Source organism: Curtobacterium sp. JUb34 (assembly GCF_003755065.1).
In the GTDB taxonomy this organism is placed as follows: domain Bacteria; phylum Actinomycetota; class Actinomycetes; order Actinomycetales; family Microbacteriaceae; genus Curtobacterium.
In genome coordinates, this window is the sequence record NZ_RJVH01000001.1 from 1,243,929 (window position 1) to 1,259,994 (window position 16,066).

At 70.8% G+C, this 16,066-nt stretch carries 15 protein-coding genes and 1 tRNA gene; 9 read left to right on the forward strand and 7 right to left on the reverse strand.

Features of this window, described 5'->3' with window-relative positions:
• The first annotated feature begins 20 nt into the window (after positions 1-20).
• Positions 21-1,163, forward strand: a complete 1,143-nt coding sequence (locus EDF63_RS06010; RefSeq protein ID WP_123312000.1) for a glycerol dehydrogenase — start codon at positions 21-23, stop codon at positions 1,161-1,163.
• An 11-nt stretch (positions 1,164-1,174) separates the two neighbouring features.
• Here EDF63_RS06010 and EDF63_RS06015 read toward each other — a convergent pair whose 3' ends face one another.
• On the reverse strand, positions 1,175-1,912 hold the full coding sequence (locus EDF63_RS06015; protein WP_123312235.1) for an NAD(P)H-hydrate epimerase: 738 nt from the start codon (positions 1,910-1,912) through the stop codon (positions 1,175-1,177).
• A 34-nt stretch (positions 1,913-1,946) separates the two neighbouring features.
• Here EDF63_RS06015 and EDF63_RS06020 point away from each other — a divergent pair, with 34 nt between their 5' ends.
• Both EDF63_RS06020 and EDF63_RS06025 read left to right on the forward strand, forming a co-directional pair.
• Positions 1,947-2,726 (forward strand): alpha/beta fold hydrolase, encoded by a 780-nt coding sequence (locus EDF63_RS06020; RefSeq protein WP_123312002.1) that lies wholly within the window; start codon positions 1,947-1,949, stop codon positions 2,724-2,726.
• Between the two features lie 81 nt (positions 2,727-2,807).
• On the forward strand, positions 2,808-3,839 hold the full coding sequence (locus tag EDF63_RS06025; protein ID WP_123312004.1) for an aldo/keto reductase: 1,032 nt from the start codon (positions 2,808-2,810) through the stop codon (positions 3,837-3,839).
• Between the two features lie 199 nt (positions 3,840-4,038).
• Here EDF63_RS06025 and EDF63_RS06030 read toward each other — a convergent pair.
• Both EDF63_RS06030 and msrB read right to left on the reverse strand, forming a co-directional pair.
• A tRNA-Thr gene (locus tag EDF63_RS06030) sits at positions 4,039-4,114 on the reverse strand.
• 37 nt (positions 4,115-4,151) lie between these two features.
• Positions 4,152-4,559 carry a peptide-methionine (R)-S-oxide reductase MsrB gene (gene msrB, locus EDF63_RS06035; protein WP_123312006.1) on the reverse strand — a complete coding sequence of 136 codons (408 nt, stop codon included), beginning with the start codon at positions 4,557-4,559 and terminating at the stop codon, positions 4,152-4,154.
• 65 nt (positions 4,560-4,624) lie between these two features.
• Here msrB and EDF63_RS06040 point away from each other — a divergent pair, with 65 nt between their 5' ends.
• The 6 genes from EDF63_RS06040 (at position 4,625) to groL (ending at position 9,457) form a co-directional block, all read left to right on the forward strand.
• Positions 4,625-5,098 carry a GNAT family N-acetyltransferase gene (locus EDF63_RS06040; protein ID WP_185021299.1) on the forward strand — a complete coding sequence of 158 codons (474 nt, stop codon included), beginning with the start codon at positions 4,625-4,627 and terminating at the stop codon, positions 5,096-5,098.
• A complete protein-coding gene (locus EDF63_RS06045) occupies positions 5,098-6,177 on the forward strand; it encodes a DUF2332 family protein (RefSeq protein ID WP_123312008.1) in 1,080 nt (359 codons plus the stop codon). The genes EDF63_RS06040 and EDF63_RS06045 overlap by 1 nt, the downstream gene beginning before the upstream one ends.
• Positions 6,178-6,274: 97 nt before the next feature.
• Positions 6,275-6,586 (forward strand): DUF3263 domain-containing protein, encoded by a 312-nt coding sequence (locus EDF63_RS06050; RefSeq protein ID WP_221180528.1) that lies wholly within the window; start codon positions 6,275-6,277, stop codon positions 6,584-6,586.
• Positions 6,583-7,188: a LytR C-terminal domain-containing protein gene (locus tag EDF63_RS06055; protein WP_123312012.1), complete on the forward strand. Its 606-nt coding sequence runs from the start codon at positions 6,583-6,585 to the stop codon at positions 7,186-7,188. The genes EDF63_RS06050 and EDF63_RS06055 overlap by 4 nt, the downstream gene beginning before the upstream one ends.
• 181 nt (positions 7,189-7,369) lie before the next feature.
• Positions 7,370-7,573, forward strand: a complete 204-nt coding sequence (locus EDF63_RS06060; protein ID WP_111085222.1) for a cold-shock protein — start codon at positions 7,370-7,372, stop codon at positions 7,571-7,573.
• Positions 7,574-7,834: 261 nt separating this feature from the next.
• The gene (gene groL, locus EDF63_RS06065) at positions 7,835-9,457 is read left to right on the forward strand and encodes a chaperonin GroEL (protein WP_123312014.1); all 1,623 of its coding nucleotides are present in this window, start codon (positions 7,835-7,837) and stop codon (positions 9,455-9,457) included.
• Positions 9,458-10,014: 557 nt separating this feature from the next.
• On the opposite strand, the gene EDF63_RS06070 is transcribed toward groL, so the two are convergent.
• The 4 genes from EDF63_RS06070 to EDF63_RS06085 form a co-directional block, all read right to left on the reverse strand.
• Positions 10,015-11,721 carry a cell wall metabolism sensor histidine kinase WalK gene (locus tag EDF63_RS06070; protein ID WP_123312016.1) on the reverse strand — a complete coding sequence of 569 codons (1,707 nt, stop codon included), beginning with the start codon at positions 11,719-11,721 and terminating at the stop codon, positions 10,015-10,017.
• A gap of 63 nt (positions 11,722-11,784) precedes the next feature.
• The gene (locus EDF63_RS06075) at positions 11,785-12,480 is read right to left on the reverse strand and encodes a response regulator transcription factor (protein ID WP_017888045.1); all 696 of its coding nucleotides are present in this window, start codon (positions 12,478-12,480) and stop codon (positions 11,785-11,787) included.
• Positions 12,481-12,531: 51 nt separating this feature from the next.
• Positions 12,532-14,229 (reverse strand): DNA repair helicase XPB, encoded by a 1,698-nt coding sequence (locus EDF63_RS06080; protein WP_123312018.1) that lies wholly within the window; start codon positions 14,227-14,229, stop codon positions 12,532-12,534.
• 48 nt (positions 14,230-14,277) lie between these two features.
• Complete coding sequence (locus tag EDF63_RS06085; protein WP_123312020.1) at positions 14,278-16,041, reverse strand: helicase-associated domain-containing protein; 1,764 nt, start codon at positions 16,039-16,041, stop codon at positions 14,278-14,280.
• Positions 16,042-16,066: the final 25 nt, after the last annotated feature.

Here is a 16,066-nt window from a genome sequence, read left to right on the forward strand (position 1 = left end):
AACCGGAAGGAACCGCAACCATGGCCACTCCCATCAGCACCGTGATGAGCCCCGCCCGCTACGTGCAGGGCAAGGACGCGATCACCCGCGTCGGCGAGTTCGTCGCCCCCATCGGCAAGCGCCCCCTGATCGTCGCCGACGACGTGGTGTGGGGCATCGTCGAGGCCGCGGTGACGGAGAGCTTCCGGACCGCGGACCTGCGGATCGAACGTGTCGGGTTCGGCCGGTTCGCCACCCCGGAGGCGGTCGACGCCCTGGTCGAGGAGATCCGCTCGACGGACGCCGACGTCATCGTCGGACTCGGCGGCGGATCCGCGATCGACGCAGCCAAGGCCTCCGGGCACCTCGCCGGCATCCGCTGGGCCAGTGTGCCGACCGCGGCGTCGACCGATGCCCCGACGTCGGCGCTCGCGGTGATCTACTCCGAGGCGGGCGAGTTCATCGAGTACCGGTTCTTCCCCCACAACCCCGACCTCGTGCTCATCGACACGAAGCTCGTCGCGAACGCCCCCGTCCAGTTCCTGATCGCCGGCATCGGCGACGCCCTGGCCACCTGGGTCGAGGCCCGCGCCGCCAAGCGTGCGAACGCCGACACCATGGCCGGCGGCCTGCAGACCGAGACCGGCGTCGCGCTCGCCGAGCTGTCCTGGAAGCTGCTGCACGAGAACGCCCTGCAGGCCATCGAGGCAGTGAAGGCCAAGGTCGTCACGCCCGCGCTCGAGAAGGTCGTCGAGGCGAACACCCTGCTGTCGGGCCTCGGGTTCGAGTCCGGCGGGCTCGCGGCGGCGCACGCCATCCACAACGGACTGACCGCGGCCCCGCAGGCGCACGGCCTGGCGCACGGCCAGAAGGTCAACATCGGCACGATCGCGCAGCTCGTGCTCGAGGGCGCGCCCGCCGAGGAGATCGAGGACTTCGTCGTCTTCACCACGAAGGTCGGTCTGCCGAACACCCTCACCGAGATCGGTCTGACCGTCGACCACACGACGGAACTCCGCGCCGTGGCCGAGGCCGCGACGGTGGAGGGCGAGACCATCCACAACATGCCGTTCCCGGTCACGCCGGAACTCGTGGTCGACGCCCTCATCGCCATCGAGGGCATCGCGCGCAGCATCCGCGCCGAGCACGGCCTGCCGGAGCCGGTGCTCTACCAGCACCACTGATCGGATCGGGATCAGGTGCGGACCAGCGGCTCCATCGTCGCCAGGTCCGCGCCGATCCCGACGTCCACGAGCTCGATGCGTCCAGCGAGGGTGGCGGCCGGCCCCATCAGCAACCCGGCCTTCACCCCGCCGAACGTGACGGTGACGTCGGCGTGCAGCACGTGGTCGTCCGCGATCCCGCCGGTGTCGACGTCGATGCCGCTCGGCACGTCGACGGCGACGACGAACGGTGCGCGCTGGTCGCGGGCGAGCTCGCGGACGGCGTCGACGACCTCGCGGGCGGGGGAGCGGAGCGCCGCAGGCCCCCGCACGCCGATCCCGAGGATCGCGTCCAGCACCAGGTCGGCCTCGAGCGCCGCGTCGGTCGCGACCGCGGCCAGGCGGTCGCCGTCGTGCGCCGGCACACCGCCGGCGGGTGGACCGGACGGACCGTCCAGGAGGCGCGCTCCGCCGTCCAGCGCCGCTGCCAGGCCCGCCTCGTGCACCCGTGAGCCGACGCGCAGGATCGCCACGTGCCTCCCGGCCGCCGCCAGCCGCGCACCCGCGAACAGGGCGTCACCACCGTTGTCGCCACTGCCCACCAGCAGCAGGACGGACCCTGGTCCGTCGCCCGGCCGGACGGCCGGGTCGTCGAGCAGGTCGCCGACGACGCGTGCCAGCCCGTCGGCCGCCCGCTGCATCAGCGGCTCGCCCGCGTCGAGGTGCGGCCGCTCCGCCGCTCGGATCTGGTCACCGCCGTAGCCGTCCATGGCGACCACAGTGCCCCGCTACCCTGGAGGGGACATGTCACTCGTCCCCGAAGCGCCCCGTCCCCGCATCGTGATGTCGCCCGACGGCCTCCGGCTCGCGACCTACGACTTCGGCGATCCCGACGCACCCGCCGTCGTCGCGGTGCACGGGTTCGCCTCCGGAGCGGTGCTGAACTGGCACGCCTCCGGCTGGACCCGCGACCTCGTCCGCGCCGGCTACCGCGTACTGGCGTTCGACCAGCGCGGGCACGGCGCGAGCGCGAAGCCGCGCGATCCCGGCGCGTACTCGATGGACCTGCTCGTCGCGGACGTCACCACCGTCATCGACACGTACCTGCTCGACGAGGTCGCGTTCCTCGGGTACTCGCTCGGCGCACGCGTCGGCTGGCACACCGCCGAACGGTTGCCGGACCGCATCACCCGCGCGGTGTTCGGCGGCATCCCCGACGCCGACCCGATGCGCCGCGTGCGGGTCGACCAGGCGAAGGCGTACCTGGCGGACGGCACGCCGATCGAGGACCGCGTGACGAACGGCTACCTGACCATGGCCGGGAACGTCGAGGGGAACGACCTCGCAGCGCTCGTGGCGATGGTCGAGGGGATGCGGAACAGCATCGAGCCCACGCCCGAAAACGCCCCCGCGCAGCCGATCCTGATGGCGGCCGGCAGCGAGGACGGCATCCGCGACAGCGCCGTGCGGTTGGCGCAGGCGGCCCCGGACGCGTCGTTCTTCGAGATCCCCGGGCGCAACCACTTCAACGCGCCGACGTCGCGGGCGTTCCGCGAGGCTGCGCTGGCGTTCCTGCGTTCCTGACCGGCGCGCGTTGTCCGCGTCGCGCTGACGGGTACTGCCAGGTCCTCGCTGACGAAGGCCGTCGCGCGTACCGTCCCGGCCATGGACTACAGACTCCTCGGCAACAGCGGGACATCGGTGTCGACGCTGACCCTCGGCACCATGACGTTCGGCAGTGAAGCCGACGAACCCACCTCCCACACCATCATCGACACGTTCGTCGCGGCCGGCGGCACCCTGATCGACACGGCCGACGTCTACTCGGGCAACGAGTCCGAGCGGATCATCGGCCGCTGGCTCGCGGCACACCCCACCGAGGCGCAGCAGGTCGTCCTCGCCACCAAGGGCCGCTTCCCGCAGGGGGACGGCCCGAACGACGTCGGCCTGTCGCGCCGGCACCTCCGGGTCGCCCTCGACGCCTCGCTCGAGCGCCTCGGGGTCGACCACATCGACCTGTACCAGATGCACGCGTGGGACGCCCTGACGCCGATCGAGGAGACCCTGCGCTTCCTCGACGACGCCGTCTCCGCGGGCAAGATCGGGTCCTACGGGTTCTCGAACTACCTCGGCTACCAGATCACGAAGGCCGTCTACGAGGCGAAGGCGCACGGCTGGGCACCGCCGGTCACCCTGCAGCCGCAGTACAACCTGCTCGTCCGCGACATCGAGCACGAGATCGTCCCCGCCAGCCTCGACGCCGGGATCGGCCTGCTGCCCTGGTCGCCCCTGGCCGGCGGCTGGCTGTCCGGCAAGTACCAGCGCGACGAAGCCCCCACCGGCTCCACCCGACTCGGCGAGAACCCGTCGCGCGGCATGGAGGCGTGGGAAGCACGGAACGGCGACGAGCGCACCTGGGCAGTCCTCGACGCGGTGTCCGCGGTCGCCGACGCGCACGGCGCATCGCGGTCGCAGGTCGCCCTCGCCTGGCTGCTCGCCCGGCCGGCGGTGACGAGCGTGATCCTCGGCGCCCGGACGGTGTCGCAGCTCGAGGACAACCTCGGTGCGGCCGACCTCGTGCTGACCGAAGCGGAGCTCACGCAGCTCACAGACGCCAGCGCGCCGCGCATCGACGACTACCCGTACGGCACCGCCGGCGTCGCTCAGCGGGAACGCAAGATCACCGGCGGACGCTGAAGATCCGTGCACGTTCGTGCGGATTCGCGCTGATGTGGGGTCCGGGTGTGGACGCACGGTTCGGTGAGGTGTCATCCTCGTCGCACGACCGGCTGGTTACCGCGTCGAGCGCCCGGAACACTCCCTGATCCGTGTTCCACACGCGCCGATGCCCCGGGTGAGTGATCACCCGGGGCATCGCTCCGCCGGACGGCGGTCGTGGGGCCGGCAGCGGGACTTGAACCCGCAACCCCCGTATTACAAGTACGGTGCGCTACCAATTGCGCCATGCCGGCTGACGCCGCTCATCCTACCGGTGAGGGCGTCGGACGCTCACTCGCCGGACTTCTCCGAGAAGTTCAGCGAGATCGAGTTCATGCAGTACCGGTCACCGGTGGGGGTGCCGAAACCGTCGGGGAACACGTGGCCCAGGTGCGAGCCGCAGTTCGCGCAACGGACCTCGGTGCGCACCATGCCGAGCGACTTGTCGTCGATCAGCTGCACGGCGTCGGGGTTCACCGACTCGTAGAACGACGGCCAGCCGCAGCCGGAGTCGAACTTCGTGCCGCTCTTGAACAGCTCTGCGTTGCAGGCCGCACAGGTGTAGACGCCGGCACGCTCCTCGTCGAGGAGTTCACCGGTCCACGGCCGCTCGGTCCCCGCCTGACGCAGGACGGCGTACTGGTCCGGGGAGAGCTCCTCGCGCCACTGGGCGTCGGACTTGTCGACGTTGTATGCCATTGGTTCCTCCTGCTTCCGGTCGGGTTCTTCCGGGCACTCCCGACCACTTCAGTAAACTCGCGACGATGTCCGAGCATTCCGTGCGCCACGCCCGCTGGACCCGTCTGACGACGGACGAACTGTACGGCATCGTGGTGCTCCGGAACCGCGTCTTCGCACTCGAACAACGGGTGACGGCCGAGGACTTCGACGGCCGTGACCGCGAGCCCGAGACCGAGCACTGGTGGTTCGGCACCGACACCGATGCGGTTGGGTACCTGCGCCTCATCCGTCCGGCGGCGGACGAGGACCACCCGGCCGATGCGTCGCCGCCAGCGTGGGTGATCGGCCGGGTCGCCACCCACCCGGAGCACCGCGGACAGGGCGTGGCCGGACGGCTCGTCGCCGCCGTCCTCGACCGACACGGGCACGACCCGTTCGTCCTGCACGCCCAGGAGTACGTCGCGGCCCTGTACGAGCGGTACGGCTTCGTCCGGTTCGGGGAACCGTACGACGAAGCCGGCATCCGCCACGTCGGCATGCACCGCCCCGGGCACTGATGGACACACGAGCCCGGTACGCCGCCTACGCCGACCGCATCGAGGCGGTCTCGCCGACGTACGCCGCGTGGGCACGGTCGCTCGACCCCGCGCTCGTCGCGCTCCTCGCCGAGGTCCCCGAGCAGCAGCGGCAGCCGGAGCTGTTCTTCGCCGTCGCGCGGCGGCTGGGCGCGGACCCGTCGGACCCCGGTGCGCTGCGCGCGATCGGACGGGAGGCCCGCCCCGCCCTGGTCACGGCCCTCGCCTCCGCCACGGTGCAGGCCAACGACCCGCGACGGCTCGGTCCCGTCGTCCCGCTGTTCGCGGCGCTCGCCGAGCGGACACCGCGGCCGCTCGGGTTGGTCGACGCCGGCGCCGCGGCGGGGCTCTGCTCGATCCCCGACCGGGTGACCCTCGACCACCGGACGTCGGAGTCCCGGGTGCCGACGGATCGCGCCCCGGTGCGGTCGTCGCGCCCCGACTCCTCGGGGCGCGATGACCACGGCGGGGTGCGCACCGAGCTCGTCCGGATGCACACGGCGCCGGAAGACCCATCGATCCGACTGGTCGTCGACGTCACCGGCGACGTGCCCGCGCCGGCGAGCAGTCCGATGCGGGTCGGTGCACGGGTCGCGCTCGACCCGAACCCGATCGACCTCGCCGCACCGGGCGCGTTCGACCGGTTGGTCGAGGCCGTCCCGCCCGAGGCGACGGACCGGATCGCCCTGATGCGCGAGGCTGCGCGCGCGACGCTCGCCGTGCCTCCCGTCCGGCTCGTCGGCACGCTGCCAGGTGACCTCGACCGTGCACTGGACGCCCTGCCGGACGACGTGGAGCCAGTCGTCCTGACCACCGGGACCCTGGTCTACGTGCCGGGTGCCGAGCGCCAGCGGTTCGTGGACCGCGTCCGCGAACGCGGTGTGCACTGGATCGCGCTCGAACGCACCGGGATCCTGCGAGGTGTCGCGGCGACGGTGCCCGACGACGTCGACCCCGCGGATCCGGACGCCTTCGCCACGGCCTCGATCGACGGCACCGCGGTCGCCGTCTCGGACCCGTTCGGCACGCGGGTGCGCTGGTTCCGCGACCCGAACCTGTGACCGGTGTTCGCGACAGTCCAGCGCCGTGCCAGGGTCCGGATGCTCTCCGCCCCTACGATGTGCGAGACCCGTTCCCCGACACGTGATCGGAACCGCCGTGACCAGCCCCACCGACGAGCACCGCGCTGACGAGCTCACCGAGCTCGCCAGGCACGTGCTGTCGTTCGAGCACGACCGGGCACGGCACGACCGCACGAAGGAAGCGGAGATCCGGGTCGAGTTCGAGATGTCGCCGGCGCGCTACTACCAGGTGCTGAACCGCGTGATCGACTCGCCCGCGGCACTCGCGTACGACCCGCAGCTCGTCACCAGGCTGCAGCGGCTCCGGCGCGCGCGCACCAGCGCCCGGGCGACGCGCAGCTTCGTCGCGCCCGGCGGCGCTCCCGAAGGACGTGAAGAGGAACGATGAGCACCAGATTCCCCCGTGACCGGTTCGACGACGTCGCCGACGGCCCCCGGGTCGGCGCACACCGCGGTGCCCAGCGCCGTGGCCGTGGCTGGATCGCGTTCGCCTGGGCGGCACTCGCCACCGGCGTGCTCGTCGGCATCGGCGTGCTCGTCCTCGCACTCCTGAACGGCAGCTACTCGTTCAGCGGGTCGGACTCGCCCTCGGCGTCGACGAGCTCGTCGGCCACGTCGAAGCCGTCCGCGTCCGCCACCTCGAAGCCCTCGGCCTCCTCGTCGGCCGGTGCGGATGCCGGTTCCGGAGCGGCCGCGGCCACGCCGGCGCAGCAGGGCACGACCACCGTCGTCGTCCTGAACGGCACGACCACCTCCGGCCTCGCCGCCCGCGCCAGCGCCACGCTGACCGGTGCCGGCTGGCAGGTCGCCTCGACCGGGGACGCCGGCACGACCGGGTCGACGTCGACGATCGTGTACTACCAGCAGGCCGCGCAGGCAGCGGTCGCGCAGGGCATCGCGAAGCAGCTCGGGGTCACCGCCGTGCAGCAGTCGGCAGCGTTCCCGAACGCCGATGTGAGCGTCGTGCTCGGGGCCGACTACACCGGCTGATCCGCATTCCGCGGGCCCGTTCCGTCCGCATTTGTGACGGTCGTGTTTCGGGCACGTTGATTTCTGTCGGAATCGACGTGAAACAACGTCACACCTCTTGCCTGATCGGCGTGCTTCCAGCAGAGTCCCTTGCAGACGACGAACACGTCGTTCGCACAGCAGTACCAGGGAGCAAGAGATCATGGCCAACGGAACCGTGAAGTGGTTCAACGCTGAAAAGGGCTTCGGCTTCATCACCGTCGATGGAGGAGGCCAGGACGTGTTCGTGCACTACTCGGCCATCGACATGTCGGGTTACAAGGTCCTCGAGGAGGGCCAGGCAGTGGTGTTCGACGTCGGCACCGGGTCGAAGGGCCCGCAGGCGGAGGCAGTCCGACCCGCCTGACCACACGACACGCATCGTGAACGCGCCGTCCCGTCAGGGGCGGCGCGTTCGTCGTGCGTGGGCCGCGCCGCTCGGCGTGCGTGGCGGGCGGCCCGCGGCGGTGGTCGGGGTGCGCTGTTGGCGCAACGTGTGCTGGGAAGACGTGACGAGCCTCCAGATCGTGTTGCACTCGCACCGGGCGAGTGCCAGAATCGGCGTTGGCACTCGCTCACGTTGAGTGCCAGCACGACCCCACGACGTCCGGGAGGGACGAGAACTCACATGGCTAAGATCATTGCTTTCGACGAGGAGGCCCGCCGTGGCCTCGAGCGCGGCCTGAACCAGCTGGCCGACGCCGTGAAGGTGACGCTCGGCCCGCGCGGCCGCAACGTCGTCCTCGAGAAGAAGTGGGGCGCCCCCACGATCACGAACGACGGTGTCTCCATCGCCAAGGAGATCGAGCTCGACGACCCGTACGAGAAGATCGGTGCGGAGCTCGTCAAGGAGGTCGCCAAGAAGACCGACGACGTCGCCGGTGACGGTACGACCACCGCGACCGTCCTCGCCCAGGCACTCGTCCGCGAGGGCCTCCGCAACGTCGCCGCCGGCGCCGACCCCGTGTCGCTCAAGCGCGGCATCGAGAAGGCCGTCTCCGCCGTCTCCGACCAGCTCCTCGCCAACGCGAAGGACATCGAGACCAAGGACCAGATCGCCGCGACCGCGTCGATCTCGGCTGCAGACCCGACCATCGGCGCGCTCATCGCCGAGGCCATCGACAAGGTCGGCAAGGAAGGTGTCGTCACCGTCGAGGAGTCGAACACCTTCGGCACCGAGCTCGAGCTGACCGAGGGCATGCGCTTCGACAAGGGCTACCTGTCGCAGTACTTCGTCACCGACCCCGAGCGTCAGGAAGCCGTCTTCGAGGACGCCTACATCCTGATCGTCAACTCGAAGATCTCGAACATCAAGGACCTCCTGCCGGTCGTCGACAAGGTGATCCAGGCGGGCAAGCAGCTCCTGATCATCGCCGAGGACGTCGACGGCGAGGCCCTGGCCACGCTCGTCGTGAACAAGATCCGCGGCATCTTCAAGTCCGTCGCCGTCAAGGCCCCGGGCTTCGGTGACCGTCGCAAGGCCATGCTGCAGGACATCGCGATCCTGACCGGTGGCCAGGTCATCTCGGAAGAGGTCGGCCTCAAGCTCGAGAACGCGACGCTCGACCTGCTCGGTCGTGCCCGCAAGGTCGTCATCACCAAGGACGAGACCACGATCGTCGAGGGTGCCGGCGACGCCGAGCAGATCGCCGGCCGTGTCCGCCAGATCCGCTCCGAGATCGAGGCGACCGACTCCGACTACGACCGCGAGAAGCTCCAGGAGCGCCTCGCGAAGCTCGCCGGTGGCGTCGCCGTCATCAAGGCGGGTGCCGCGACCGAGGTCGAGCTCAAGGAGCGCAAGCACCGCATCGAGGACGCCGTCCGCAACGCGAAGGCTGCCGTCGAAGAGGGCATCGTCGCCGGTGGTGGCGTCGCCCTCATCCAGGCCGGTGCCGTCGCACTCGAGGCCCTCGAGCTCGAGGGTGACGAGGCGACCGGTGCGAACATCGTCCGCGTGGCCATCGACGCGCCGCTCAAGCAGATCGCGCTGAACGCCGGTCTCGAGCCGGGTGTCGTCGCCGCCAAGGTGCGCGAGCTCGAGTCGGGCTGGGGCCTCAACGCTGCGACCGGCGAGTACGTCGACCTCATCGCCGCGGGCATCATCGACCCGGCCAAGGTCACGCGCTCGGCGCTGCAGAACGCTGCGTCGATCGCCGGTCTGTTCCTGACGACCGAGGTCGTCGTCGCCGACAAGCCCGAGCGTGCCGCGGCCGCTCCGGCCGGCGACCCGACGGGTGGCATGGACTTCTAGGTCCGCTGTTCCGGAAGGGCCCCGCACGCTGCGCGTGCGGGGCCCTTCCGCGTGCGGGGGCGGGGGGCGTGTCCCGTCCCGTCCCGCCCCGTCCGGTGAGGTTCCGAAATCTCGGCATGTCGGGGCCGGGTTCGCCGTTGTTCGGAACCTCGGCGATCAACGCGCGGCATGTCGTGGAACCTCGCGGAGCCGGTCGGTTCGGACTGGAGGCCCGTCCAGCGTCGTTCTCCGTCGCTGCGTCCGACCGTGGCCGGGGCCGGCGTCTCGTGCGCATGCTCCGTCCGGGCGAGAGCTTCGTGCCGCTCCTCGTCGCTGGACGGCCTCGCCGGTCGTTGTGACGCGGCTCCGGAAAGAACGGCTTTGCGGCGGACGCGGTGCGCCGAGGTTCCACGACTCGCCGTGTGCTGAACGCCGAGGTTCCGAACTCGATCGCCACGGAGCGCGACATGCCGAGATTTTGGAACCTCGGGCGCGGGTACCGGCGTCGGCGCCGGCACGGGCGCGGGTACGGACGCGCGGGCGCGGGCGCGGGCGCGCGCCGCGCCCCGCGCCCCGCGTCAGGCGGCGTAGTCGCGGGGGAGCAGGGGCAGCCAGACGCGGAAGGTCGCGCCGCCGCCCTCGGTGTCGAAGACCTCGACCGAGCCGTGGTGTGCCGCGACGATGCCCGACACGATGGCGAGTCCGAGGCCCGAGCCGCCGGTGTCCCGCGCGCGCGAGGTGTCGGCACGCCAGAACCGCTGGAAGATCTTGTCGCGCAGCTGCGCCGGGATCCCCTCGCCGTGGTCGATGACGTCGATGTGGGCCATGCCGCGGTCATCGTCCACGCCGACGCCGATCTCGATCGGGTCGTCGTGCTCGGTGAACCGCATGGCGTTGCCCATCAGGTTCGTCACGATCTGGCGGATCTTGTTCTCCTCCGCCAGGACGATCGGCGGGCGCTTGGGCATCACGACCGTGGGCAGCGGTGTCGTCTCGTCGGTGGGGGCGGCACCGGCCTCGATGTCCATCGCCCGGGTCCGACGAGCGCGGAGACGTGCGATCGTTTGCCGCGAGAACGCGATGGGGCCCGTGGTGTTCGCCGAGGTGGGCGAGGCCGGGGGGACCTCGCCCGTGTCGGACGACGAGCCCGACGAGAGCGACGACGAGGACGAGGGCGGCCGCACGGCCTGGGGCACGCTCTCGCCCGTCATGGCGTCCTCGACGAGCACCTGGATCTCGCGGTCCGGGTTGGACGCCATGGTGTCGAGCGCCGAGTCCCGTGCGATGGCGACGAGGTCGACCGGCCCGAGCTCGAGCGGCTTCGACTCGTCGATGCGGGCGAGCTGGAGCAGGTCCTGCACGAGCAGACCCATCCGCTTCGCCTCTTTCTCGATGCGCTCCATCGCCTGGGCGACGTCCTCTTCCTTGCGCAGGGCGCCCATCCGGTACAGCTCGGCGTACCCGCGCAGGGACACCAGCGGCGTGCGGAGTTCGTGCGACGCGTCGCCGACGAACCGGCGCATCTGGTCGATGGTGCGCTGGCGATCTTCGAACGCGGTGTCGATGCGCTCGAGCATGACGTTGAGGGACCGGTTGAGCCGGCCGACCTCGGTGTTCGGGGTGTCCGCTTCGAGGCGCTGGTTGAAGTCACCGGCGGCGAAGCGCGCGGCGGTGTCCTCGACGTCCCGCAACGGGTCGAACGTGGCGGTGACGAGCAGCCGCGTGAGCATCGCCCCGAGCAGGATCACCGAGGCGCCGAAGCTCAGGAAGATCGCGGTGAACCGCAGGATCGTCTGGTCGGTGTCGGCGCTCGACACCGCGACGAGCACGAAGCCGGTCTCGGTGGAGCCGCTCGTCTGGTTCTGCAGCGACGCGGGGATGACCTGGGCACGCCATTCGTGGTTGTGCTGGCTGTCGTAGAGCGAGAAGCGCGAACCGTTCTGCGCTGCTGCCGAGAAGTCGAGTTCGCGGATGTCCGGACGGCTCGACGCCTTCGTCTGGCAGATCTTGTCGCCGTCGGCGTCGTACGCGGCGACGTAGGCGCTCTGCGACAGCACGACCGACAGCTTGCAGTACTGCTCGCCGTCGCTGATGTTCTGGCCCTCGAGCTGCTCCGTGGTGCCCTTGACGTTGTTGTCGAGCTGCGCCATCAGGTACGTGGACAGGACGGTCATCGTGCCGAGCCCGGCGACGAGCAGGCCGAGCGCCACCAGGAGCACCGTGATCCCGGTGATCTTGGTGCGCAGGGAGATCCCGTCCCACCAGCGGCTCATTCGCGTGTGCATGCTGCCCCAACGATAGACAGCGGCCGCCCGGTGAAACCGGACGGCCGCCGTGAAGAACGGACGCTACGAGGCCTTGGACGCCTTGAGCATGTACCCGAAGCCACGCTTGGTCTGGATGATGGGCTCGGCCGAGTACTGGTCGAGCTTGCGGCGCAGGTACGAGATGTAGGACTCGACGATGCCGGCGTCGCCGTTGAAGTCGTACTCCCACACGTGGTCGAGGATCTGCGCCTTCGACAGCACGCGGTTGGGGTTGAGCATGAGGTAGCGGAGCAGCTTGAACTCGGTGGGCGAGAGCTCGATCTGCGCGTCGCCGATCGTGACCTCGTGCGTGTCCTGGTCCATCGTCAGCTCGCCGGCGCGGATGATCGCGTCTTCCTCGTCGTTCATCGTGCGCCGCAGGATGGCCTTGATGCGGGCGACGATCTCGTCGAGGGAGAACGGCTTGGTGACGTAGTCGTCGCCGCCGACGGTGAGGCCGGTGATCTTGTCCTCGGTGTCGTCCTTCGCGGTGAGGAACAGGATCGGCGAGGTGTAGCCCGACGAGCGGAGGCGCTTGGTGACGCCGAAGCCGTTCATGTCGGGGAGCATCACGTCGAGGATGATCAGGTCGGGTTCTTCCTCGAGCACGGCCGAGATCGCCTGGGCGCCGTTGCCGACGGCACGGACGGCGAACCCGGCGAAGCGCAACGAGGTCGTCAGGAGGTCGCGGATGTTCGGTTCGTCGTCGACGATCAGGATCTTGGGGCCATCGCTCATGGTCCTATCTTCTGACCGTTCCCTAGTGGTTTCCTGAGAGCGGTGCGTACGTCAGCCCACGGGCGCCTGGACCTGGTCGGCATCCAGGATCGTGTAGGAGTACCCCTGCTCGGCGAGGAACCGCTGCCGGTTCTGCGCGAAGTCCTGGTCGACGGTGTCCCGCGCGACGAGCGTGTAGAACGAGGCGGGCAGGCCGTCCTTGTTCGGACGCAGCAGTCGTCCGAGGCGCTGCGCCTCTTCCTGCCGTGACCCGAAGGAACCGGAGACCTGGATCGCGACGGTGGCGTCGGGCAGGTCGATCGAGAAGTTCGCGACCTTCGACACGACGAGCACGTCCACCTCGCCGGCTCGGAACGCGTCGTACAGCCGCTCGCGTTCGTCGACCGGGGTCGCACCGGTGATCTCGGCCGCGTCGAGCGACGCGGCCAGTTCGTCGAGCTGGTCGATGTACTGCCCGATCACCAGGATCTGCTCGCCGCGGTGCTTCTCGATGAGTTCCCGCACGACCGGGGTCTTCGCGGGCGAGGTGGCGGCGAGCCGGTAGCGCTCGTCGTCGCTCGAGGCCGCGTACTCCAGGCGCTCCTGGTGCGGCAGGTCGATGCGCACCTCGTAGCACTCGGCAGGGGAGATGTAGCCCTGCGCCTCGATCTCCTTCCACGGAGCGTCGTAGCGCTTCGGACCGATGAGCGAGAAGACGTCGCCCTCGCGGCCGTCCTCGCGCACGAGGGTCGCCGTGAGGCCGAGGCGACGGCGTGCCTGCAGGTCCGCGGTCAGCTTGAAGACCGGCGCCGGCAGCAGGTGGACCTCGTCGTACACGATGAGGCCCCAGTCGAGGGCGTCGAGCAGCGACAGGTGCGTGTACTCGCCCTTCCGACGGGCGGTGAGGATCTGGTACGTCGCGATCGTGACCGGCCGGATCTCCTTGACGCTGCCCGAGTACTCGCCGATGTCCTCCGGCTGCAGGGTCGTCCGCTTCAGGAGCTCGCTGCGCCACTGCCGTGCGGACACGGTGTTCGTCACGAGGATGAGCGTGGTCGCCTTGACGGTCGCCATCGCACCGGCGCCGACCAGGGTCTTGCCGGCGCCACAGGGCAGCACGACGACACCGGAGCCCTGCGCGAAGAACGTGTCGACGGCCTGCTCCTGGTACGGGCGCATGTGCCACTCGGCCGTGTCGAGGTCGATCGGGTGCGGCTGCCCGGGCGTGTAGCCCGCCAGGTCCTCGGCCGGCCAACCGAGCTTCACGAGCTCCTGCTTGATCTGCCCGCGAGCCCACGGCTGCAGCTCGACCTCGGAGGGACTCCGCATGTCGCCGAGCAACGGCTTGATCCGCTTCGACCGGATGACCTCGGCCAGCACGGACGGGTCCTCGGCGGTCAGGAGCAGGACGGGCAGGCGCTCGAGTTCCTCGGTGGGGGAGTTCGCGATGACCGGTGCGTCCTCGCGCTCCTCCCGCCGGATGACGAGTCGGCCGTAGCGCGACACCGTGTCACGGATGTCGACCGTGACGCTCTGCGGGACGGGGAACTTGGCGAACCGCTCGAGGGTGGCGATCATCGCCTCGGCGTCGTGTCCGGCGGCCCGTGCGTTCCACAGGCCGAGGCGGGTGATGCGGTAGGTGTGCACGTGCTCTGGGGCGCGTTCGAGTTCGGCGAAGGCCGCGAGCTCGTGGCGTGCGTCCTCGGCGTCGGGGTGAGCGACCTCGAGGAGCACGGTGCGGTCGCTCTGCACGATCAGCGGTCCGTTCATGACCTGCCAGCCTAGCCGTCGTCACCTGCGTTCGGGTGACCGCGCCCCTCAGGCGTCGCTCTCGACCGCCACGACGAGCGACAGCGGCAACGTGCGTTCGACGTCGACGCTGGTGTCACGGCCGCGGACGCGGCCGGCCGCGACGGAGGTCGGGATGATCGAGAACGGCCGCTCGGACCCGTCCGGCATGCGGACCGTGAGCCGGATCGGCGTCCGCCCGCGCACGGCCAGGTCGATCTGCCGTCCCAGCCACTCCTGCTCCGGCTCGGCGTCACCACGCTGGGTGGTGAGGCGGAGTCGTTCCACGAGTGCGTGCGCCGCCTGTTCCGGCGAGCGTCCGGTGGGGCTGCGCCGACCGGGAGGCCCGTGGTGCGTCTCGGGGCGGGCGCCGGTCGCGAGCACGGCCGGGTAGCGCTGGTCCTCGAGCGCGGTGTGCACGACGTGCGCCGGGTAGCGGGTGGTCAGCGTGGTCAGGTCGCTGCGCTCCCACGCCATCTGCCGGAGTTCGGCGTCGACACCGATGAGGTCGAGCTGGTCCGCGGTGCCGCGCACCACGGTGCCGACCCCACCCTCGCCGCGGTCGACGACGATGCTGCCGTCGCGTCCGGCGACCTGGTCGACCAGGTAGGCGAGCGGCTGCGGGACACCCGTCGACGAAAGTCGGGTGAGCAGCGCCAGGACGTCGTCGCGGGAGTGCCCGGCACGGAACGCCGCGCGCAGGGTGTCCTCGGAGATCCGGTACCGGGCGGCCAACCCGGGGGCTTCGAGCACGGCGACCGTGCGCAGGGCGGCGTCGTCGACCGGTGCGAGGGGCCCGGGAGCGATCACGGTCAGGTCGTGCTGCAGGTACACCTGGTCGACGGTGCCGGGCAGGTCCTCCGACGCGGGCCCGGCGTCACCGTCCAGGAGCGCCCGGCCGGTGCTCGTGACGATGCCGTCGACCGCGAGTCCGAGCGAACCGGCGGTACCGGCGGCGTCGAGCAGGAGGGCGTCGAGCCAACGGGAGCCCGCGGGGTACGCCCAGCGTCCGAGTGCCACGAGGTCGCGCAGGTCGTCGTCTGCGAGCGCGAGGACCTCGTGCACCGCGGTACCGAGGGTGTCCGCCCAGGCCGACACCAGCGTCGCCCAGCGGTCCGGCCAGTCGGCGACCAGCCAGGCCTGCCCGGCGTCGGTGACCGTCCAGCGGCCGGAGCCCGGGTCCGCGAAGCCCACGCGGTCGAGCAGTTCCAGTCTCCCGGGCACGACGTCCGCCTCGGTGCCGATGCGCTCGGCCAGGGCCTTGGCGAGTGGTGTGCCGATGCCGCCCTTGACGAGTTCGCGGACCGAGCCGGCGTCCACCGCACGCAGCAGTTCGGCGAGCACGGTCATGCTCGAGAACGCCTGCTCCGCGCCGGAGGTGCGTGCGCGGTCCTGACCGGCCACGTCGTCGGCGTGCGGAGCGCGGTCGGGGCGATCCGGGCCTCCTGACCGTTCCAGTGCCACGAGGTCGGGGTGAGCGGCCACGCGTGCGGCGACCGCGTCGTCGACGGCGCCGTCCTCGTCGGCCAGGCCGAGCGTGATCGCCGGGCCCAGGCTGTCGGCGTCGCCGCCGTCACGGAGCGCCAGGATGGTGGCGCGGGGCAGGTGCTCGACCGCGGCGTCGACGGCGTCGTCGGTGCGGAGCGCCTCGGCCAGGTCGAAGAAGTCGGTGATCCGTTGCGGACCGGTCTCGCCGAGGGCGGCCGGGGGCAGGCTCCGCGCAGCGACGAGTCGTTCGAGGGAGTCGTCCGGCAGCGCCCGGAGTCGGGCGGCCAGGTCGGCGGTGGTCGTCATCGTCCGGTGCCAGCGTCCGGGGCGG